Genomic DNA, 22672 nt, shown 5'->3' with positions numbered 1-22672 from the left:
TAAAATAGACTTTTACTAAACAGATCCTATAAGATGTTTCAGATCTGAGATTTGGTTCTCCCACAATTGTTTAGCCTCCCCTACTTCTTCTTTTTCGGCAAAATCAATAACCATTAATGATACATCTTTGGTTAATTCATCAACCAATATATGCAGTTCAAAGAAATAATCTGTGTCTTTGCTTGCATCATCAACCCACTTAAATTTTACTTTTTCGCCTGTTTTTTTAGATGCCAGACGTGCCTTTTCCTGCGAATCATTCCAAATAAAAGTAAAAAATTCACCTCTTGAATTTACATTGTCTGCAAACCATTCTGACAGACCTGAAGGTGTTGATATATATTGATACAATAGCTGTGGCGAAGAATTAATTGGAAACTCTATTTCGTAACGTATTTTTGAATCCATGTGTTGCATTTAATTTTTTGGAAATATAAGAATATCTGTCCAAAAACAATGCATTTTTAAAAATATTTTTTTTTCTTCATTTTATGCTTGTTCGCTTTAATATAATTTTTATATTTGCACCCGCAATGAGGAATTCATTTCACATGCAGTCCAGGCGAGGTAGCTCAGTTGGTTAGAGCGCAGGATTCATAACCCTGAGGTCACGGGTTCAACTCCCGTCCTCGCTACAAAAGGCAAACCCTTAAACAATAAATGTTTAAGGGTTTTTTATTTTAAACAGACCAGAAAAAACAGTTCTCTATTTCTGCTTTTTACGGTTCGAAATCGATTATAAGTACTTTCATATTCACTGAGTCTTCGATCGAAATGAGCCTACAACCTTCTTTATTCAGATTTTAACCCCTCAATAATTAAATCCAGCCCCACTATTATTTTTACTATACACTTCCAATTTTCTACGAAATGCACAAGAACCCTTATGCTTTTATTTTCATGCACTATTCATATTTTATCCCATGCCTTATCTATATTTCAATATAAGTTTGGCACAAAAATGATATTTTTATATTTAATACTGATACCTGACTTAGATCACCTGCATGGATTTCAATCCACGTGATAGAATACGAAGTCAGAAACGTTCGAACAGCACATTAAATTTGGATTTTCTCTTCATGCACAATTTTCCAACTGTCAAAACTACAGTCATATTTATACCCCAATGCACACATTTCTTCAACCCATTTTCTTAAAGCTTCGTGCATCATCCTGATTTCTGTAGTTCTACCGGAAATTATAAAAAGATTTTTGTTATTGAAAGCAATTTCCTGATTGACAACATAATTCATTTTTCGAATTTCTTTTTCTATTTTTTGTGATTTTTCCAAAGTATCCGTATAAAAAAAGTAATCAATTTTTAATTCATCTTCCTCTTCAACTGCAGCATCACGCAAACTTACCAGCGATTCTGTTGCAAGTCGAAATTGTTTATGCTGATTCATAATAAAATCAGTTTCAGATATAAATTGTTTTTTTTGTTTAGGCTTTAAAAAACGTAAGATTTCCATTTTAATTTTGGGTTGTAGTTTTATACCATAAATTAAAAGAAAAGCTCAGTAACTATCAAGCGCTACCTTTAAGAGTAATACAAACTTAACATACAATCCCAACTTAATACTTATTTAGAATAATGCCTCATTCTTACCCTAAAAGTATTCTGGAAGACTACACTTTATAATCTCTATAATAAGCTGATCTTATATCAATTTGGCAGACATGTAATTAATGACTCGGCTTAGCATGCTGATTTAACTGACCATATCGGTCAATGTTTTGATTATTATCTTAAAGATGAACATTCTGCGCAATGGATTCGTGAGGGGTCCTAAAAAAAGCAGTTCTTGATTAGGGAACTCCATTGCCTTTTGATAATTACTACTATGTTTGCCGGTGTTTCTAAATTTCAACTGATCTATTTATAGAATTAATTATAATTACAATAACTTTGCAATCTCACAAAGCAATTACAAACAATATGGATATAGTTAAATTCAAAATCACATCAAAAACGATAAAAGTAGAAGTACGTAATTCAAATAATTATGTTTTTAATTTCAATACTGCTTTAGAGATTCAAAAAGAAGATAAGGATGTTTTATTAAAGCTATACAATGCATTAGATCTTCTTTTTAAGAAAGAAAATACCAGCGAAGTAAAAAACTACATTTCGCCCAACCAAACCAATATCCTCGACCAGATTTCTGCTGCTGATAATTTAGAGCAAGAGAAATAAATAATATATTAGATAAAAAATAGTACGAAACTGAAGTAAACACTACAGGAGGTCTTATTTTAAACTTACATGTAATTTTCTTTTACAATTATATCCAGTGGTATAAAATGATTCGCCTCTAAACTTTCCTGTAAAATAATTTTTTTATAGAGGTAATTTATCCCCATATATCCTTGTTCTTCAGGTTTTTGATTAATTAAAAAATCAATTATTCCAGAATTTAAGTATGTTATATTTTCTTTTAAGAGGTCATAACCTATTATTCTTATTCCTCTTATGTTTTGCTTTTCTAAAAATTGGGCCACAATATATGCCCTTGAATTAGGTACAAATATACTACTGACGTTTTCAAACATTTCCAAATTAAGCAGATTTACATCAGGATCTTTGATAGTAATTTCAGAAAAGTTAAAATTAGTGAGTTCGGAATGTTCTTCAAAAAAAGTATAAAATCCTTTAATACGCTGTAAGTAAACCGAGGTACTGTCTATTTCCTTGGCTATCTTAACGATAAGTACATTACGCTCATTTTTTACTGCAAAACTAATGAGACGTCCTGCCAAATAACCACTTTTAAAAGCATCCTGACCAATATAATAATGATTTATTTTGTCTTTAATATCAGAGTCGATCATCACTACCGGTTTATTTTTCTTTTTATATTCATCAAGAAATACAATAGATTCTTCATGAAAAATAGGAGAAAAAAGCAATCCGTCGCACTCAAAGTCAAGCACCTTAGAAATCATTTCCTGAAACGATATACTATCAAAGTCATAAAGAAAATAATGCAATTCAATACCAAATTTCCTAAAATCTTCGGCTGCCTTTTTTACTCCATTTAGCTGATATTCCCAATATTCCAGCTTCTCAAACTTTGGCAAAAAAACAGCAATTTTGCACTTCTTCTTCGAAGCCAAATTACTTGCAAAAATATTTCGTTTAAATCCGTGTTTTTTAATTATAGCATTTACCTTATCTATATTCTCCTGCGATACCTGCCCACGCTTATGAATAATCCTGTCAACTGTTCCAGGAGAAACATTGGCTAACTCTGCAATTTTCTTGATTGTTATGATATTCTTGAGTTTTAAGTTAAATATTTAATGAAAGTTGTAAAATTAATTTTTTTATTTCAAAAGTCGCTTTTTTTATTTAAGTTTTTATATATATTTGCAAAGTACGTGTTCGCACACGTTTTGATAAATTACATCTTTAACAACTATTTAAAAGCAACCTTTTAATAAAAAACGTGTGCGCACACGTAATTAAATTATGTCAAAAAAAATCATTGTGTTTGGAGAAGTACTCCTTCGCCTGTCGCCTCCAAACAATTTAAAAATATTTAAATCAAAAACATTTGATGCACATTATGGAGGTGCAGAAGCTAATGCCGGAGCATCTCTTGCATTGATGGGATGCAATGTAAATTTAGTATCGGCATTACCTCAAAACGAACTGGGAACTTCAGCTGAAAGTGAAATGCTTTCTTACGGAATGAAAACCAATATCATAAAGCAAGGAGAACGAATCGGAATCTATTATTTTGAGCAGGGTGCTTCAGAAAGGCCGGGCAGAGTAATTTATGACCGAAACAGTTCTTCATTCTCAACATTAAAAAAAGGCACAATTGACTGGAAAACTATTTTTAAAGATGCAAAATGGTTTCATTGGTCCGGAATTACTCCTGCCCTTTCTCAGGATTTAGCCGAAGTTTGTGAAGAAGCCTTAATAATTGCTTCAGAAATGGGACTGACAATTTCTGTCGATTTGAATTACAGACCCAGTTTATGGAACTACGGCAAAAAAGCAAACGAAATAATGCCTGATCTGATAAAATACTGCGATGTGCTTTTAGGTGGTATTGACGATTCTGAAAACTGTTTAGCTATAAATACAACAGGAAAAGATGATTTTGAAAATGTCTATAAAAAATGGCAGGAAAAATTTTCAAAGTTAAAGACTATTGTATCAACACTACGATATGATGCAAATGCTTCTTCTAATACCATTGCTGCTGTTTTATGGTCAGAAGCTAAATTATATCGCAGTAAAGAATACAAAATATCACACATCATTGACCGAATTGGAGCTGGCGACGCTTTCATGGCCGGACTTATATACGGAATACTGACCTGGCCTGAAAATCTTGAAAAAGCATCCGAATATGCACTCGCTGCTTCTTGTCTGAAGCATTCTATTGCCGGCGACATAAACCTTTCGGGAGTAAACGATATTCTGGCCCTGATGCAAGGTGCTGATGGCGGAAGAGTTGTTCGATAATCAATAAATTAAAAAATAAAAAAGTGGATAAGACAGAACATGTTATCGATACTATTGTGACTCAAGGTATTTTGCCTTTGTATTTTAACGCCGATGAAACTGTCAGTTTAGAAATATTGCGTGCACTGTATCGTGCCGGAATAAGGGCAGTAGAATATACGCATCGTGGAGACGAAGCTACAGAAAACTTTAAAAAAATGATCGCAATTCGGAATGCTGAAATGCCCGATTTGTTATTAGGTATTGGCACAATTAAAAATCTTGTTCAGGCTGAAATGTATCTTGATCTGGGAGCGGATTTTTTTATAAGTCCCGGCTTTGTTCCTGAAGTTGCAGTAAAACTAATCAATCAGAAAATTTTATACATCCCGGGTTGCATGACTCCAACTGAAATAATCGCTGCTGAGAATTATGGTGTTCGCTTTATCAAATTATTTCCCGGAGATAAAATACAGCCTGATTTTCTTTCCAGTATAAAAGACATCTTCCCGTACTTAGTTTTTATGCCAACCGGCGGAGTGGACACCACCAAAGAAAACATTCAGGCCTGGTTTAACGCAGGAGTTTCTGCTGTTGGAATGGGCAGCAAATTAATCAGTAAAAATTTGATGGAAACCAAAGACTATCAAACTATTGAAAATCAAACTAAAAATGTTCTAACTATTATACAAACCATAAAATAAACAACAATAAAATGAATTCAATATTTAATTTAGAAGGTAAAATAGCCCTTATTACAGGTGGTGCAGGAGTTTTAGGCAGTAATATGGCCGAAGTATTAGCCAAACAGGGTGTAACAACCGGAATTGTTGGACTTTCTCTTGAAGAAGCACAAGTAGCCGTAGACAGAATAGAAAGCAAGAGCGGAAAAGCATTTGCCGTAAAAGGAAATGTTTTAAATCAGGAAGAAATGGAATCCATTCGCGATACCATTGTTGAAAAATACGGTCGTCTGGATATTTTAATTAATGCTGCAGGCGGAAACATGCCAGGTGCTACAATTGGACCAGATCAGGCTATTTATGATTTAAAGAAAGATCATTTACAAAAAGTTCTTGATCTAAATATTATCGGAACTATTTTGCCGTCTCAGGTATTCTCTGAGCTTTTTGCAAAACAAAAAAGCGGTATAATTATCAATATTTCTTCAGCATCTGCTGAGCGTCCTTTAACAAGAGTTGTCGGGTATTCAGCATCAAAAGCGGCAATTGAAAACTTTACAAAATGGATGTCTGTAGAATTAGCTTCTAAATATGGAGAAGGAATTCGTGTGAATGCTATTGCTCCTGGATTTTTTATCGGGGAACAAAACAGAGCTTTATTATTGACTCCAGAAGGCGAATTAACGCCAAGAGGTATCACAATTATGGAGCATACTCCAATGGGGCGTTTTGGTGTTCCTGAAGACTTGGATGGTGTATTGCTTTTCTTGTGCAGCGATATGTCAAAATTCGTTACAGGAACGATTATCAAAGTTGATGGAGGTTTCGGGGCGAAAAGTATTTAATTACAATTAAAAATATAAAATTATGGAACAAACATGGAGATGGTACGGTCCAAATGACCCGGTACAATTATCAGATGCAAGACAAGCCGGTGCAACCGGAATCGTAACTGCCTTACACCACATTAAAAATGGACAGGTGTGGGAAGTGGATGAAATCATGAAAAGAAAAAATGAAGTGGAGTCAGCAGGATTAACTTTTTCAGTTGTAGAGAGTATTCCGGTACACGAGGACATCAAAAAACAATCAGGCGATTATTTAAAATACATTGAAAACTACAAGCAAAGCATTAAAAATCTGGCAGCTTGCGGTGTTCACATTGTGTGTTACAATTTCATGCCTGTTTTAGACTGGTCAAGAACCGATTTGTCATATGAAATGCCGGATGGTTCTAAAGCTTTACGCTTTGATATCAATGAATTTGCAGCTTTTGAATTATTCATTTTAAAACGTCCGGGAGCAGAAGACACGTATACAAAAGCTCAAAAAGCGAAAGCCAAAGCGACTTTTGAAAAATTATCTGATGCTGATAAATTAAAATTACAGCAAAATATCATCGCTGGTTTACCAGGTGCAGAAGAATCATATTCTGTAGAAGATTTCCTGAAAGTACTTCGGGGTTATGATGGAATCGATGCTAACAGATTAAAAGAAAATTTATATTATTTCTTACGTGAAATTGTGCCGGTAGCCGAAAGCGTTGGTGTAAAAATGGCTATTCACCCTGATGATCCTCCTTATCCAATTTTAGGATTACCAAGAGTTGTGAGTACAGAAGCTGATTTAGTACAGCTGCTAAATGCTATTGATTCGCCTTCAAACGGATTCTGTATGTGTACGGGTTCTTATGGCGTAATTGCTCAAAATGATTTATCAGGAATGATTGATCGCAATGGCGAAAAAATGAATTTCATCCATTTGAGAAGTACACAACGCGATGAAGAAGGAAATTTCTACGAAGCCAATCACCTGGAAGGAAATGTGGATATGTACGAAGTAGTGAAATCTATCGTAAAGATGGAAAAACAAACCGGAAGAATCATTCCAATGCGTCCGGATCACGGACACCAGATGCTGGATGATTTGAAGAAAAAAACAAACCCTGGATATTCCGGAATTGGCCGCTTAAGAGGTTTAGCCGAATTACGCGGTTTGGAATTAGGAATTAAAAGAAGTTTATAATAATACCATTCCACCTTGCACAACAGAATTTTGCAAGGTGGAATTTTTTCAAGAGTCATATCATGCAACTAAGCTTTATAACCAAAGACTTTTTATTACACAATGATACAGCGAAGAAGCTCTATCACGACTTTGCAAAAGTGCAGCCTATTTACGATTACCATTCACATCTTTCTCCAAAGGATATTGCTGAAGACCGAAAATTTGAAAACATTACCCAGCTTTGGATTGAAGGCGATCATTACAAATGGAGAGCCATGCGTGCCAATGGAATTCCTGAAAAATATATTACTGGAGATGCTTCTGACTTTGAAAAGTTTCAAAAATATGCTGAAACGCTTCCAAACACCTTAAGAAATCCTTTGTATCATTGGACACACATGGAATTGCAGCGCTACTTTGGAATTACCGAATTATTGAATGCACAATCAGCCCAAAGAATTTATGATACCTGCAATGAATTATTGAAGAAACCGGAATTTAGTGTCCGGAATTTATTGCACAAAATGAATGTGAAAATGATAGGAACTACAGATGATCCTACAGATGATTTACAGTATCATAAACAATTAAAAGACGAAGAATTTGAAATTGCTGTGTTGCCTACCTTTCGTCCTGATAAAGCGACTGAAATTGAAAAAGGTTCGGTATTTATTGAATGGATTAAAAAGTTAGAAGCAGTTGTTGATTATCCTGTAAATGTCTTTCCTGATTTACTAAAAGCGCTGGAAGACCGCCATGACTTTTTTCATCAAGCCGGCTGTAGAATATCGGATCACGGACACGAAAATTATTATGCCGCTGACTATACTGATGCTGATGTAAATCAAATATTTCAAAAAGGTTTAAATAATGAAGTTTTACTTCCGCGAGAAATTCATCTGTACAAATCGGCTGTTCTGCATAAAATTGCTGTAATGAACGCAAAAAAATCCTGGGTACAACAATTTCACGTAGGCGCTATTCGAAACAACAACGCCAAAATGATGCAGTTATTAGGCCCTGATCAGGGATTCGATTCTATTGGTGATCAGATTATGGCTCAGAATATGAGCCGTTTTTTTGGCCGCTTGAGTAAAGAAAATGCATTGGCAAAGACAATCGTTTATAACCTAAACCCTCGTGATAGTGAAATGATAGCTTCAATGGCGGCAAATTTCAACGACGGTTCAACTCCAGGAAAAATGCAATACGGAGCTGCCTGGTGGTTTTTAGACCAAAAGGACGGAATGCAGAAACAACTCGATGTACTTTCTAATTTTGGGTTATTAAGCCGTTTTGTTGGAATGCTTACGGATTCGAGAAGTTTTCTTTCTTTTCCACGTCATGAGTATTTCAGACGTATTCTTTGTAATGTTTTAGGTGAAGAAGTAGAAAAACAGGAATTACCTAATGACATCGAAATGATTGGTGATTTAGTACGCAAAATATGCAGCGAGAATGCTGTAGCGTATTTTGGGTTTCATCAGAAAAAAGAAACTTTCGAAAAAATAAATTACTAAACTATAATAACCAAAAAACGAATGTACAATAAAAACGAAGTCATAGGAAAGTACCGATGGACCATCTGCGGTTTACTCTTTTTTGCCACAACGGTAAACTACCTTGACAGGCAGGTTCTAAGTTTATTAGCCCCAAGCCTTTCGGAAGAATTCAACTGGAGTAATAGTGATTATGCTAATATTACGGCAATTTTTCAGTTTGTTTATGCCATCTCGATGCTTTTTGCAGGAAGATTCATTGATAAAGTTGGAACTAAGGCTGGTTATATTATAGCCATTATAGTGTGGTCCCTTGGAGCCATTATGCATGCTTATTCTATTCCGATAGGTACTGCAGCCAACAGCATTTTTGTTTGGGCAGGTATCGCAGCTGTACCGGTTTCCATTTTGGGTTTCATGATTTCAAGATCCTTTTTGGCAATTGGAGAAGCCGGGAATTTTCCGGCGGCAATTAAAGCTGTCGCAGAATATTTCCCAAAGAAAGAGCGCTCACTTGCTACCGGGATATTTAACTCCGGTTCAAATGTTGGTGCCATTTTAGCTCCATTGACAGTGCCATGGATTGCGGTTAACTGGGGTTGGGAAAGTGCCTTTATTATTATTGGGGCCATTGGCTTTATCTGGATGTTTTTTTGGTACATTTTATATGATAAACCTGAAAAACAAAAAAGACTTTCACCATCTGAATTAAATTACATTCTTGAAGGCGAGGTTGTAGAAAAAGAAATGAAAACTGATGCTGCAAAAGAAAAAATATCATGGATTAAGCTTTTAAAATACAAACAGACCTGGGCTTTTGTATCAGGTAAATTCCTGACAGACGGTATCTGGTGGTTCTTTTTGTTCTGGCTCCCAAAATATTTAGAAGCGCAATTTGGTCTTGTAAAAACAGATATTGCTTTCCCTCTTTCCGTATTGTACACCATGACTATGTTTGGAAGTATTTATGGTGGTTATTTCCCAATGTATTTCATCAATAAAGGATATAACGCTTATGAGGGCAGAATGAAAGCGATGCTTATTATTGCCTTGTTTCCATTGGTAGTGTTACTTGCACAGCCATTAGGCTATATAAGTTACTGGATTCCGGTACTATTGATTGGTGTGGGTGCATCTGCACATCAGGCGTGGTCTGCTAATATTTTTACTACCGTGTCAGATATGTTCCCTAAAAAAGCTGTTGGATCTATTATTGGTATTGGTGGAATGGCCGGGGGAATTGGAGGTGTATTAGTTTCAAAATTAGGCGGTGCCCTTTTTGATTATTGTGAAGCACAAGGCCATATTCAGACAGGTTACACTATTATGTTTGTTCTTTGTGCTGTAGCTTATCTGACCGCATGGATTGTAATGAAAACTCTGGTTCCAAGGTATGCGGAGATTAAAGATTTATAAAAAATACTATAAGCTAAACAAAAAGTGTTTCGATTACCGGGCACTTTTTGTCTTTACAGAAATAATTACCATTTAATTTTCAGAATTACAAAAGAGAAAAATAAACTTTCAAATTAGAGAACTCAACAGAAGAGGAATTAAGTAAAAAAAATAGGCTGCCCATTTGTTTAGGCAACCTGTCTTGGTGTATAAATTATAATTCTGAAATAGTAATTTATTCTTTAATTGATAAGAAAATAATCTGAACCATAATATTAATTAATAATTTTCTTAGTTACTACTTTATTGTCTTCAGAGCTTATTTTTACAATTAATAGCTGATTTGTTTTGTGTATGTTTTTAATTGCAGCTGAATTTGAATTTACATCTTTTTGCTCTGCAATTAATTTCCCTTGAACATCAAATACTTTTATGTTATTTATAACTCCTTCTCCAGAGTTTACATAAAAGGCCTCATTATTTTTATAAATGGTAACACTGTCATCATTAAAAGCAACAGAATTCACTTTCAACAGAGCCGATGCCACGATTTCATCAGAAAAATTAAAAGCCTTGTCAACAGTATATATTTTATAGTAATCCGAACCAGAAACCGATCCCGCAACAGCATCAGTAAATGAAGTTGCTGTACCAACATAAACAACAGTTCCTGATAACGAACCTGTACCATTCGTAATTATATTATTTACCGCATAAACTCCATTTTGGTTAGGGTCATTGTCAGCATTAGGATTTGTCGAATAACGAACCACTACATATCCGCCTCCGTCAACATCAGCTGAAGCTGTCCAGCTCACATTCAAACCACTTACAACCGGAGTTGATGCCGAAGCCGGGGCAGTAATATCAACAGCTCCTTGATAAACTACAAAATCATCAACAGAACCTGTGAAATTTGAATTAACATTGTTTCCAAATCCTGCCCATGTTTTATTTGCTGCAGGTGTAAAATTGGTAGCTGCCGGAAGATATGTGTAAGTGATTTTTGCCCAACCATTAGCATCCACTGCACCAGTAGTTGTGATAGATGATGTTCTTCCAGATACATATAGAGCTCCTTTTATGTTAGCTAAGTTAGCTGTTTTAACAAAATATTGAACTGTATAACTTGATCCAACAATACTAATACCATCCCCTCCAACTAAAGCAGGAGATAATTGAGGACTCATAATATATTTACCAGCAGTCGTTCCAATAAAATTAAAAGCTACTGATTTAGAACCTGAACGAGCTTTACTTGCATCGTCAACAATTGCTGAAGTAGATAAATTACCACTGTCATATGCCCACTTAGTAGCATCTGGAGTAGTTTGGGTAAGAGCAGCAGTATGCAAAACAGCCCCCTCAAACCCTCCGTCAAATTGACCAGTTCCGATAGGCTGCTGTCCCCAACTCGTTTGAGTCCCAATAAACAATAAAGCAAAAATCGACAATCCCTTAATTGCTCTTTTATTTTTGCTTAAAAATAACTTTGAGTAATTTTTTTCCATAGTATAAAATTTTAGGTTAGTTGATATATAAAATTGTAATCGATTGTATAAAAATAAGTTATTTTTTTATTAAAACTAAAATTTCAGTCTCTTTATTTCACACATTAAACTAATAATTAACACCTTAGCTTTTTCATTATAAAACATCGAAAACACAATAGTAAATTGCAAAAAAAAAGCAAGCCTAAAAATAGTTTAGAGGCTTGCTTTAAGAATAATTTAAATTAATAGATTTTAATGTGTAATAACTTTTACAGATTTTTGACCATCTGCCGCTTTAATTACTACGATCCAAACCCCGTTTTGGAATTCAAAATCAATATCCTGACTTGTTTTAAATGTTTTTACTTTTGCTCCTGTAATACTGTAAATAGCTACCGCAGTTTCTGATTTTACATTTGAAATTGCAATTCGGTTTTTATATCCGGAAACATTAACCGCGGAAGTTGGCGTATTGTCTTTTACCCCTAAACTTTCGTTAGAAATTAATTGTGGTAACGGATCCCAGTTATCACTTCCTTTTGTGAAATTAAAAGTTGTAATGGCTGTACCATCGTTTAAGGTAGGTGTTGCTAATTTAGTAGACCATGCAGCACGACTTGTACTATTGTTTACCCCTGAGTTTTCGGTAGTTCCGTATTCATACATTTTTACAGATTCTCCGCTCAATGAATTATTCCAGCCTGCAGGTACAATTAAAGAAAGATTTTCACTACCCGGATAATTAGATGTTTCAATCGTAGTATTATAAAAAACAACTTCACTTGTATTAGCAGCCCAAGGACGACCAAAATAACCTGGTTTTGCACGATAAGCCGAAGCTGTTTCTATTCCAGGGGTGGCTGTTGTAACTTTACATTCATACATTAAATACCCTCTTCCGGTACTTTGCTGAGGAGCTGTAATATAAGCCTGATCACTACTTACATCACTTGTATTCATTGACAAATCAGTTTTATAAAAAACAGCATTCATTCCACCAAAAATATAATCTACAGCCCCCATCATAGCGCCTTTATACACTACTACTCTGGCACCGGTTCCTCCATAAAATGAATCCTGACGTCCTATCACTCTACATTTATTCAATATTACTTTATCAACATTGTTAAGAATTGAGATAGCAGCTGCTCTTTCTACAAAGCTTCTGTTCTGAACAGCAGTATTTCCAATATCTGTTGGACGAAGTCCTTTATTTCCTACTGCCCACATTTCAACCACATCTTCGGATTCTTTTTTAGAAATGTACTGATTAAAAGAGTTCTCAAAAATAATATCATTTGCTTCAAAACCGTTAGCATTTATTACTATAGTCGCATTCCAATAAGATCCATTAGTAGTTCCGGAACCGGCATTCGCATAAGATAAATAACCATTTTCTTTGTTTACTTTTAAAACATCTTCATGCCATTTTTGATCTGATGACATACTGTAATAGCTATATCCATGACCATAATATGAAGTAATCCTAACCGCAGAACTTCCAATATCAACCCCTTTATTTAATAATTCTATCGTTGGATTAGATGCCGCATTTTTTAATGTTACATTCGCCTGATTTATTACTAACATTTCTTCATAGTTCCCCGGATCAATCATAACTGTAACACGATCTGAAGCGGTACGCGGCATTTTCGCAATAGCATCTAATGCTGCATTTATGGTTTTGTATGTTTTGTCAGTTCCTACAGTAATTGTAGAAACATAAGGTATAGTGCCACCAATTTTAACTTCAGTAATATAAGTTGTTAATGCTGAACCGCCCATAGTAATGGTTACATATCCAGATGTGCTTCCCGGGTATGTATATTCTACTTTTTCTACATTTGCTGTACTGTTAGTTGCAGTTGTAATTGCTGTACCTCCATCAATAGAAAAATTAGCCGTATAGTAATATGAAACTGTAATTTTATCTCCAACATTTACCGGAACCTGAATAGTACCACCGGTTTTTGCTAATAAATGACCTGAAGAAACACTGTTAGAAATAGTCGCAGCAGTTCCTCCAAACACCATTCCTTTGTATGCAGTAGTAGAAGTTGTTATTGTTTTATCATCAAAAGACCAAACAGAAACCGGTTTGAATGCTAAAACTTTTGTAACTGCTGAACCATTCACTGTTAAATTAGAAACCAAACCAAGCTCAACTGAATAAGCATCTAAGCCAGTATAGCTAACTGCATATGTACCATTACGCAAAGAAATACCGGTTGTTGAGTTAAAATTATAAACATATCCACTTTCGTTTAAGTTGGTAAAAGTTAATTTTAGATTACTTAATTGCGTAACATCTAAACCCGTGGCATTTATGGTTACACCATAAACCGGTTTTGCCGTAAAGGCAACATTTACTGAAGTAGCACCAGTAATATTTACAACGTTTGATAAAATTTCATAATCATTAACTCCCTGACCTGAAACAACATATTGTGTATTTGCTTCCAAATCTACGCTATAAGTAGCATTAGCGGTATTAATTACGGGTTTAGGAATATACACTTTATTAGCAGAAGCATCTGGAGTATATGTTAAACTTAATTTTGAAATATCTGTTCCCAATCCTGTGATTGAACCACTTACTGTATATAAATCTACTTTTAAAAGCGCAATATCATAAGTCGTAGTTGCATCTGAAACAGCTAAGTATTCGCCATTACTAATAATATAACCATTGGCATTAAGCAAAGTCATTTTATAAGTAAAACCTTTAGGAAGGCTCACATTATAAGTACCATTAGTAACAGGAGCTGTCCATGATTTTCCTGCGGTATTTGTAAATACTACAGAATATCCATTAGGAATGCCTGCTGCTTGTGAAACATCTAGATTTCCTGTTATTGCAGCATAAGAAGCTGGTTTTCTATAAATTCGGTAATAATTCCCTTTACCTCCCAAACAAGTTATTGTAAAATTTCCAGCTTGTTTTGCCTGAAATTTTGCAAGTGTAACACTAGTACCTGATGTTACTAATGGAATCAACTCTGTTTGGGTATTTGTTGTAGTATTAACAACTGTTAAGTTATTACTTGAAGCAGCTGATTCTATACTTGCAACAACAGTTACTTCATCATCTTCATTTAATGTTAGAGTAAAAAAACGTGTTGTAGCACTCGCACTACCATTACAATAATATCTTGCAGTATAATTAGCATCTGTTGTACCTAAATTACCTGTTGCATATCTTGTAATAGCTGTATTCGTTGTATACAATCTGTCATTATTACCTGTTTTAAGTGTTAGTGCTCCAGAAGTAAGTGTCAAAGCTGTTGAACCACTTAGAACGTTAGCAGAACTTGCTGTCCCTTGCACAATTGTTGGACTATAGGTGTACCAAGTGTTAATATCAGTGGCAGTCAATTTATTATTATACAAATTGACATCCAATGTTGCGCCTCCAAAATCCCAAACATCTGTTTTTTGAGCATGGATATACGATACTGAAAGCAATATCGTAAAAAAGAGTAATCGTAGTTTTGTTTTCATAAGTGGTATTAATTGTTTAGTAAAATTTTAATTTATAATCTTTATTTTTATAATTCGTTGGATGTCATTAATAACCTAAATAATCCAACGAATTATCTTTATTTAATTTATTATTACATATCTGTTCCGATAATTTCAATTTTTTGAACAAACATTTGAAACTCCAGAACTATCATCATCTTTTTTACATGAAAATAATGCAAATAGCACTATTAATATTAGCACCACGTTCTTATTTTCATTATTCTAATTATATAACTGAAGAAAAAAAGGCATGCGTAAACGTTTAAATTCAGCATGCCTTCTAATATTAACAATTTTAAAAAAGTTATTTAATCCAACGTGGATCTCCTACTTTATTGTCTTTTAAGGTTTGATTACTTATAGTAAAATCACCTGTTGCTGCATTTGCAAAACCTGGATTTAAAGCTGTACCTGCTGTATCAGCTCTTACGGCACTTGTAACTGGTCCTGTATTAAGAGTAACAGCATTAAAATAATTATTATTTCCAAAAGTGGGTGTAGCTGTTGCGGCATTATTAGTAAATCTGGCAATAGTTTCAGCGAAAATGGAATTAGTTATTGTCGAAGCATTTGAAACAAAACGAACAGCTATTATGTTATATACACTATTTGCTATTGTATTTGTAACTCCATAAAATGTACAGCTATCAATTAAAACATTAGTTTTAAGAGTAGTACCTGTTCCGGATCCTGCACCAGCATCTTCACGAATGAAGGCTCTTTGTGTAGCACATCTATTAAAAGTACTTGTTTTAAGTTCAATTGATTTTACAAATGAAAACCTGAAATCAATAAAATCACCTGATCCAGTATTTGTACATACATCCGTAAGGATTGAATTTTCAACAGTAATTGAGTTCACTTTCGTATTTGCACTACCTGAATTTGAGACTAAAGATTTATCATAATTATGAATATTACATGCGCTAATTAGAATATCCTGAAATTCTGTAGGTGCTGTAACTGAAACCGTAACTACACTTCCACTTTCAATACCAGTTCCGTCCAATTCTAAATTCAATAACGAAAGATTACTTACTCCAGAATTAAGAGTTACTTTATAATGTAATACTGGTCTTGCTTTTCCTGGGATACCACTAATCGTAATTGATTTTGCTAATGCAATATCAGTTTTCAAAGTTACACCATCAACATCATAACTTTTGTAATCACCAGGCTCTAAAAATAATTTTGCTCCTGAATCTGCATTAGCAATAGCAACCAATAAATCTTCTGTATTTTTTACCAAAATACCATCTCCTACATCAATACCAGTTGTGAATGTTGTAGCACCTCTTTTTTTAGTACCATTAAACAAATTTGCCTGATAAGATGCTTCAGGGCTTAATCCTGTGATTGTGGCAATACCAGCTGCTTTTTCTTCTGCAGTAATTGTATGTGTAATATTACCGGGATTAAGGACAATTGTTGTTACACTACTACCGGCTGTCCATCTTAAAATAGCAGTTTTAGCAGCTATATCAGTTTCCTGAATTGGTAAGAAAATTTGTTCTGATAATGTGTTAGCTGTAGTCACAGTCCATTTAGACTCTCCTAATTCATCTGCACTAACAGCTTTAACTCTTATTGAATAAAGTGTTTCACCCTCTAAAGCTACAGTCACCGGCAATTGATCAGCCGTTACACTTAATTCTTTAAATATCGTACCAAAATTAGGATCATCTCCACTAAACTGAACCACATAATGATCTACTGATTCTTTAGTATTCCAAACTAATTCAACAGAAGTTTGATTACGCACAGTAGCTTTTAAACCAGTTGGGGAAAATTCACGATCAATATTTAATTCCGTAATAATATCTTCTGTATAACTATCGCAGCTTCCAGCAAGTATAACCGCCATTGAAGCGACGATTATTCCTTTAAATATATTTCTTTTTTTCATAATTTCTTTTTCTACATTAAATAATCAGACAAACCTATTATTGGTTTGGATACCCATAATCATTCACTAATTTTCCATTACTGTTACTAATAAAGTATAGCCAAATAGGCCAGAACTGACGATTATCCGGATTAGCACCTGTTTTATACACCGAATTAATTTTAGCGTCATTCAAATTATTCCATGTAAAAGCTGTGTAATCAGCACCTGGATTTGTAGATTCACCGCGATTTAATCCATAAATCAATAAAATAGTAGTATTATCTTGTCCTGCATATTTAGATTCATTAGCCACATCTTTTACATATTTATAATATAATGTAGCAGGCACATCTATATATTCATTAGCTCTATCACGCAAATTGGTCATTTTTGTTTTTGACTCATCCAATTTAGCTTTTAACAGGTTCCAACGAATTAAGGCTTGTTTACGTTCCATTTCACCGGTAAACTCAAATTTATGCTCTTTTACAATAGCATCAAACATAGCTTCTTTTGAAGATAATGCATTTACATAAGCATCCACTTTAGTGGCCTGATCAGCAGCAGCAAAAGCTCTTTTTCTAATTTCTTTCAAATACGGCGCAGCTGCACCAAACCCTTCTAATTCATTAGCTGTTTCTGCTGCAATTAACAATACTTCAGCATAACGCATATATACTTTATTTATTCCATCATCACTAGCAGCAGTAACTCTTCGTTTCATCCATTCATAACGATATTTACCAAAATACCATGTATTTAAAGCTACCAGTTCCTGTTTAGCAATACCACTTACAGCAGTACCCCAGCGATAAGGTACGCAAGTAACATCTCTACGGGTATCTTTTTCATCATAGTCATAAAAAACAGTAGGTAATGGTCCAGCTGTTCCACCTGGTCCCGTACCATTTGCCTGAAATTGATTTGGTGACTGATTTTTAACCGCAAAACTATACAACACACGTCCACGACCTTCTGCAAACGGGATCTCCCAAAGAGATTCTCCTCCAGCTGCTATATAATCCTGGTTTACATTTTTCCAAAATCCTTCAAAAGTAGCATTTAACTGTGCTTTACCACTTTGAATTACAGAACGTGCTTCGCTTAAAGCTAAAGCATACATCTTCGCAACAGATAAATCAGGGTCATTACTTCTACGAATTCCATCTGGGTATTGCTGAAATCCTGAAGCTGCTAAAGCCAAACGTGCTCTTAATCCTTTTACAAAAGCTTTATTAACACGCTCAACTGTTGAAGTTTCAGATGATTCATTAGGCCAGGCTACCAAGTTTGAAGCTTCTCCTAAGTCAGCAATCAATTGTTTATAAATTATATCACGATTCGTTTTAGGAAGATATAAAGTTTCGTTGTTGATTGGTTCGAAACGATACGGCACATCACCCCACGCTTTCATTAAATCAGCATAATAAATAGCACGTAATGTTAATGCTTCACCTAAAAGCTGGCCCATTTCTGTTCCCGGTAATGGATTTCCATATTGGCGAAGACCCTTAACAGCAATATTAGCACGTTCTATACCTCCGTACATCGAAGCCCATGCATTATCATTAGTATTCATTTGAATGTTATCTATTCTTGCATCATAAGTAGCCAAATCAGATTGTGCGGTAACGGATTGAGAATTATTATACCATTCTGCATCTGTATTCATCCCATAAAATGGTATAAAACGACCACGATAGGAATTAGTTTCTCCAAAAGGCACTTTAATTGCATCAATAGCACCTTTAGCTAAACCAGGAGTAGAAAAAATTACAGATTCATCTAATGTTGATTGGGCCGGAGCTTCTAAATAATCATCTCCAAGCTCTTGACAAGCTGTAAAAAATGTAGCCAAAGCTAATCCTGCAATTATTATTTTATGTTTCATTTTTTGTACTACTTTAAAATTAGAAATTAAGATTTAGACCGAAAATCAACTGTCTGCTACGTGGATATGCTGATGAATCAACACCCGGAGTCAAAGTCGTTTTTCTTCTTGTTGAAACTTCAGGATCAGAACCTGAATAATTTGTCCATACAAATACATTACTAGCCGTACAATAACCTCTTAATTTTGTTAAACCTAAATGAGAGATAAAACTTTCGGGAGCAGAATAACCAAGAGTTAAAGTATTTAAACGTAAGAAAGAAGCATCCTCTACAGCCCAGTCACTCAATACAAAACGCCCCATATAAGGTGACCACATAGTAGTATTAGCATTCAAAGCCGCTAAATCTGTAGGATTTGTAACTAGTTCTCCTGTCGTTGGGTTCAAATTCGTCCAACGTTTTCCATCAGCCATTACATTACTTAAATTTCTATATTCCCCATTAGTTTGACTAGCAGTAGAAAATTCAACTTTATCCGCATTGTAAACATCATAATCAAGAGCCCAGTTAAAAGCTGCAGACAAATCAAATCCATAAGCATTGGCATTGATTACCATACCCCCAGTATTTTTTGGAAGCGCACTACCAATAATCGTTTGATCTTTACTATCAATTATATTATCACCATTTAAATCTTTGATTTTCATAGAACCAGGCTGCACTGAACCTACAGGTCCATTATCAACCAAACCATCTTTTAAAGTATATGTGGTTCCATTCCAGTCAAAATCAGAAACCTCATAACGACCGTCATTTCTGTAACCGTACATTTGTCCTAAAGCAGAACCAACCATTACCTGGTAATCATTAGTGATTTGATTTGATGCCCAACCTGATGAGTATGGGAAATCTCCTAAGACACCTAATGAATTGATTTTGTTTTTATTTATCCCCATATTAAATGAAAAGTTCAAACCATAATTTTTAGCCTCAATTGCAACAATATTTAAACTAGCCTCAAAACCAGTATTTTGAGTTTGTCCCATATTACGATATTGACTTTCATAACCAGTACCAGCTACAGGAAATTCAATTAATAAGTCACTCGTTTTATTATTGTAAAAATCTAATGTTCCACTAAGACGGTTATTAAAGAAACCAAAATCCAAACCTATATTTTGTGTAACTGTGGTTTCCCATTTCAAATCAGGGTTTGCCATATATTTACTACTTGTAGCCCAACCACTTGAAACTCCATTTACTGTAGTTATAGGTTTAGATTCGAAGTTTTGAACTGTTTGTCCTGTAGGAATATTATTATTACCTGCTTCTCCATAACTAGCACGAACTTTCAGCTGACTTAACCAACTTTTATCTTTTAAAAATTCCTCTTCTGAAATTTTCCAGGCAGCAGCAAAAGCTGGAAAGTACCCCCATACATTATTTCCTATAAACTTGCTTGAACCATCAGCACGGAAAGTCGCTGTTAACAAATAACGATCTTTAAAACTGTAATTAGCTCTACCAAAGAAAGATAACAATTTATCATCTGGAGCTAAATAATTATCAACAAAACGAGCCTGGTTAGTATTTGAAGGCGTGCCTGAATAAGCCGGATTGATACTACCTGATTGTGTTGTTAATTTTTTTGCTAAGTTAAAATCGAAAAATTCAGGAAAACCATGAAGCGTATTTGTTAAATTAGTTGAAGATGTCCTAAGAGTTTCTTCTCCTACTAATAAATCTATATGGTGATCTTTACCCAATATTTTTTTAAAATCGTAATTTAAGGTATTAGCATTTCTAAATCTTACATCTTTTTTATCCGACATTATCAAGGCTGGCATTCCTTTAAAAGGAGCGTTAACATCAGGGGAACTATTAACATAATAGGTTGATGTTCCATAAAAACGAGCATCCTGATAATTATAATTATCCAAACCTAATTCAGTTTTAAATTTCAAATTATCGATCAGTTCCCATGAAAAACTTCCTAACATGTTAAAGTTTTTACGTAATTGTTCGCGGTCATTATCCCAAACTGAAACAATTGGATTAATTAAACTACTAGCATTATCTTCATTTGTATCATCTGTTGAAATACCCGGAATTGGCAGTGGTGCATAAGCAATTGTATTTCTGATACGGGAGTCAGACGTTGATTTTTCATTTTGTTCATTTACTCCTCCACCATTAATTTGAGTATCTGAATAACGCATTGTATAAGTTAAATCAATTTTATCATTCACTTTACTCTTTAATGCCAACGACAAGTTATTACGCTTATAATTAGAACCTAGCATAATCGCTTTTTCATCATAATTAGCATAATTGAAATTGTAATTCAACTTCTCATTTCCTCCTCTAATACTTAAATCGCGGCTTTGAACCTCTCCTGTACGACCAAAAATTTGTTTTTGCCAATCATTACTTTTCATCCCTTCATACATATCATAATCTTGCCAATTACCAAAATAATTTGTATATGAAGTAGGATTAGAAGTTACTTTTGTACCTGTTCCTTGATTTAGCAAAGCGTACTCATATTGCCATTTTACATAATCATCTACCGGCAAAACATCAAAATCTTTCGCTCTGGTTTTCATCCCATAAAACGTATTGAAACTAACGGCTATTTTACCATCTTTACCACTTCTTGTTGTAATCAAAATTACACCATTAGCTCCACGAGAACCATAAATAGCTGTAGCTGAAGCATCTTTTAATACTGTCATTGTTTCAATATCAGAAGACGAAATATCACTCATGCTATTTATTGGAAAACCATCCACTATATACAAAGGTGCTGCAGATTGCGTTAAAGACCCTCCTCCACGAACTCTAATACTAATCTCCGCGTCTGGAGAACCTTCAGAACTCGTTACCTGTACTCCTGCAATACGACCTGTTAAAGCTTCAGCAACATTAGCTACAGGCACTTTTTTCAAATCGTTACCCGAAATACTGGATACTGCACCTGTCAAATCTGATTTCTTAACAGTTCCATATCCAACAACAATAACTTCATTTAAAGAATTAGCTTCTTCAGCCAAAACAATATTAATTGTTTTTTTACCGGCAGCAGGAACTGACTGCGTTGTAAAACCAATAAAAGAAAATTCTACAATTGCTTTTGAACTCGAAAGTTTCAATTTGTATTTTCCGTCAAAATCTGTAGAAACCCCATTTTTTGTACCTTTTTCTAAAACATTTACACCAGGCAAGGTTAATCCCGATGCATCTTTTACAACCCCTTCAACTGTTAAGTCCTGTGCACTTACCTTATTACTGGTAAACAAGCACAATAAGAAAACAATTGCCAGACAACAATTTGTTCTTTTATTAAATAACTCTTTAAAATTCATAGTTTACTGTTTAGTTTGTTATTAATTGTTTATAAAGTTTATTTATGGTTTTTAAATCACATTTTACTCTTTAGGTATTTTAAAAATATAATTTTTAGTTAAAATCCAATTTACAGTTTATTTCCGCAACCCCTGAAAACAAACAAAAAGTGAATATTTTAAAATACCGAAAAACAAAGTGTAATCGATTACACAAACATAAAAAAAAATTCTATATAAAAAATTAAATTTCACAAAAAAATCATAAAAAAAATTGCATATAAAAAAATATTCTGTTTTAAAATGTCATATATTCAATTTAATTACTCTAAAAATAAGAAATACTCTTTTATATTTTTAATGCGATAATATTATTGCACAAAATTCAATCGATTACATAATCTGCGAATATTTTGATAATCGCAATAAATAAAGATATTTTTAAGAATTTTTTCCATAATTTTTTTTTCCAAAAACTTCAATTAATATTTGAAGTTAAAAAAGATTAAAAATCAACACAATTCATTAGCATCAAAAAAAGAC

Annotated in this window: 15 protein-coding genes and 1 tRNA gene; 8 read left to right on the top strand and 8 right to left on the bottom strand. The window is 34.1% G+C overall.

Annotated features, from left to right (window positions below):
• Positions 1-15: 15 nt before the first annotated feature.
• Positions 16-408, bottom strand: a complete 393-nt coding sequence (locus tag DMB68_RS17365; protein WP_110348051.1) for an START-like domain-containing protein — start codon at positions 406-408, stop codon at positions 16-18.
• A 153-nt stretch (positions 409-561) separates the two neighbouring features.
• Between DMB68_RS17365 and DMB68_RS17360 the strand changes: the two genes are divergently transcribed.
• Positions 562-635 (top strand) — tRNA-Met (locus DMB68_RS17360).
• 426 nt (positions 636-1061) lie between these two features.
• On the opposite strand, the gene DMB68_RS17355 is transcribed toward DMB68_RS17360, so the two are convergent.
• The gene (locus DMB68_RS17355) at positions 1062-1409 is read right to left on the bottom strand and encodes a ribonuclease E inhibitor RraB (protein ID WP_165830162.1); all 348 of its coding nucleotides are present in this window, start codon (positions 1407-1409) and stop codon (positions 1062-1064) included.
• Between the two features lie 533 nt (positions 1410-1942).
• Between DMB68_RS17355 and DMB68_RS17350 the strand changes: the two genes are divergently transcribed.
• Positions 1943-2200: a hypothetical protein gene (locus DMB68_RS17350; RefSeq protein WP_110347898.1), complete on the top strand. Its 258-nt coding sequence runs from the start codon at positions 1943-1945 to the stop codon at positions 2198-2200.
• 65 nt (positions 2201-2265) lie between these two features.
• On the opposite strand, the gene DMB68_RS17345 is transcribed toward DMB68_RS17350, so the two are convergent.
• Positions 2266-3261, bottom strand: a complete 996-nt coding sequence (locus DMB68_RS17345) for a substrate-binding domain-containing protein (protein ID WP_110347897.1) — start codon at positions 3259-3261, stop codon at positions 2266-2268.
• Between the two features lie 214 nt (positions 3262-3475).
• On the opposite strand from DMB68_RS17345, the gene DMB68_RS17340 reads away from it, so the two are divergent.
• From DMB68_RS17340 to DMB68_RS17315, 6 genes are all read left to right on the top strand, one after another.
• Positions 3476-4483 (top strand): sugar kinase, encoded by a 1008-nt coding sequence (locus DMB68_RS17340; RefSeq protein WP_110347896.1) that lies wholly within the window; start codon positions 3476-3478, stop codon positions 4481-4483.
• 23 nt (positions 4484-4506) lie between these two features.
• Positions 4507-5166, top strand: coding sequence for a beta/alpha barrel domain-containing protein (locus tag DMB68_RS17335; protein ID WP_110347895.1), 660 nt, complete (start codon positions 4507-4509; stop codon positions 5164-5166).
• A gap of 11 nt (positions 5167-5177) precedes the next feature.
• Positions 5178-5990: an SDR family oxidoreductase gene (locus tag DMB68_RS17330; RefSeq protein ID WP_110347894.1), complete on the top strand. Its 813-nt coding sequence runs from the start codon at positions 5178-5180 to the stop codon at positions 5988-5990.
• Positions 5991-6012: 22 nt separating this feature from the next.
• Positions 6013-7170 carry a mannonate dehydratase gene (uxuA, locus tag DMB68_RS17325; protein WP_110347893.1) on the top strand — a complete coding sequence of 386 codons (1158 nt, stop codon included), beginning with the start codon at positions 6013-6015 and terminating at the stop codon, positions 7168-7170.
• Between the two features lie 62 nt (positions 7171-7232).
• Positions 7233-8672 (top strand): glucuronate isomerase, encoded by a 1440-nt coding sequence (gene uxaC, locus DMB68_RS17320; protein WP_110347892.1) that lies wholly within the window; start codon positions 7233-7235, stop codon positions 8670-8672.
• 21 nt (positions 8673-8693) lie between these two features.
• A complete protein-coding gene (locus tag DMB68_RS17315; protein WP_110347891.1) occupies positions 8694-10067 on the top strand; it encodes an MFS transporter in 1374 nt (457 codons plus the stop codon).
• Positions 10068-10321: 254 nt separating this feature from the next.
• On the opposite strand, the gene DMB68_RS17310 is transcribed toward DMB68_RS17315, so the two are convergent.
• The 5 genes from DMB68_RS17310 to DMB68_RS17290 form a co-directional block, all read right to left on the bottom strand.
• Positions 10322-11557 carry a T9SS sorting signal type C domain-containing protein gene (locus DMB68_RS17310; protein WP_110347890.1) on the bottom strand — a complete coding sequence of 412 codons (1236 nt, stop codon included), beginning with the start codon at positions 11555-11557 and terminating at the stop codon, positions 10322-10324.
• Positions 11558-11791: 234 nt separating this feature from the next.
• Positions 11792-15040 carry a pectinesterase family protein gene (locus tag DMB68_RS17305; protein WP_110347889.1) on the bottom strand — a complete coding sequence of 1083 codons (3249 nt, stop codon included), beginning with the start codon at positions 15038-15040 and terminating at the stop codon, positions 11792-11794.
• A gap of 328 nt (positions 15041-15368) precedes the next feature.
• Complete coding sequence (locus tag DMB68_RS17300; protein WP_110347888.1) at positions 15369-16970, bottom strand: DUF5123 domain-containing protein; 1602 nt, start codon at positions 16968-16970, stop codon at positions 15369-15371.
• 37 nt (positions 16971-17007) lie between these two features.
• A complete protein-coding gene (locus tag DMB68_RS17295; protein ID WP_110347887.1) occupies positions 17008-18843 on the bottom strand; it encodes a RagB/SusD family nutrient uptake outer membrane protein in 1836 nt (611 codons plus the stop codon).
• Between the two features lie 19 nt (positions 18844-18862).
• A complete protein-coding gene (locus tag DMB68_RS17290) occupies positions 18863-22150 on the bottom strand; it encodes a SusC/RagA family TonB-linked outer membrane protein (protein WP_110347886.1) in 3288 nt (1095 codons plus the stop codon).
• Positions 22151-22672: the final 522 nt, after the last annotated feature.

The sequence above is a fragment of the Flavobacterium hydrophilum genome, from assembly GCF_003202405.1.
GTDB lineage: Bacteria > Bacteroidota > Bacteroidia > Flavobacteriales > Flavobacteriaceae > Flavobacterium > Flavobacterium hydrophilum.
This window is presented reverse-complemented; position numbering and strand designations above follow the sequence as displayed.

Excerpts from the sequence above, each read along its gene's own strand:
- DMB68_RS17365 (WP_110348051.1), bottom strand. The coding sequence starts at position 408 with ATGGATTCAAAAATACGTTACGAAATAGAGTTTCCAATTAATTCTTCG.
- DMB68_RS17355 (WP_165830162.1), bottom strand. The coding sequence starts at position 1,409 with ATGAATCAGCATAAACAATTTCGACTTGCAACAGAATCGCTGGTAAGT.
- DMB68_RS17350 (WP_110347898.1), top strand. The coding sequence starts at position 1,943 with ATGGATATAGTTAAATTCAAAATCACATCAAAAACGATAAAAGTAGAA.
- DMB68_RS17340 (WP_110347896.1), top strand. The coding sequence starts at position 3,476 with ATGTCAAAAAAAATCATTGTGTTTGGAGAAGTACTCCTTCGCCTGTCG.
- DMB68_RS17330 (WP_110347894.1), top strand. The coding sequence starts at position 5,178 with ATGAATTCAATATTTAATTTAGAAGGTAAAATAGCCCTTATTACAGGT.
- uxuA (WP_110347893.1), top strand. The coding sequence starts at position 6,013 with ATGGAACAAACATGGAGATGGTACGGTCCAAATGACCCGGTACAATTA.
- uxaC (WP_110347892.1), top strand. The coding sequence starts at position 7,233 with ATGCAACTAAGCTTTATAACCAAAGACTTTTTATTACACAATGATACA.
- DMB68_RS17315 (WP_110347891.1), top strand. The coding sequence starts at position 8,694 with ATGTACAATAAAAACGAAGTCATAGGAAAGTACCGATGGACCATCTGC.
- DMB68_RS17310 (WP_110347890.1), bottom strand. The coding sequence starts at position 11,557 with ATGGAAAAAAATTACTCAAAGTTATTTTTAAGCAAAAATAAAAGAGCA.
- DMB68_RS17305 (WP_110347889.1), bottom strand. The coding sequence starts at position 15,040 with ATGAAAACAAAACTACGATTACTCTTTTTTACGATATTGCTTTCAGTA.
- DMB68_RS17300 (WP_110347888.1), bottom strand. The coding sequence starts at position 16,970 with ATGAAAAAAAGAAATATATTTAAAGGAATAATCGTCGCTTCAATGGCG.
- DMB68_RS17295 (WP_110347887.1), bottom strand. The coding sequence starts at position 18,843 with ATGAAACATAAAATAATAATTGCAGGATTAGCTTTGGCTACATTTTTT.
- DMB68_RS17290 (WP_110347886.1), bottom strand. The coding sequence starts at position 22,150 with ATGAATTTTAAAGAGTTATTTAATAAAAGAACAAATTGTTGTCTGGCA.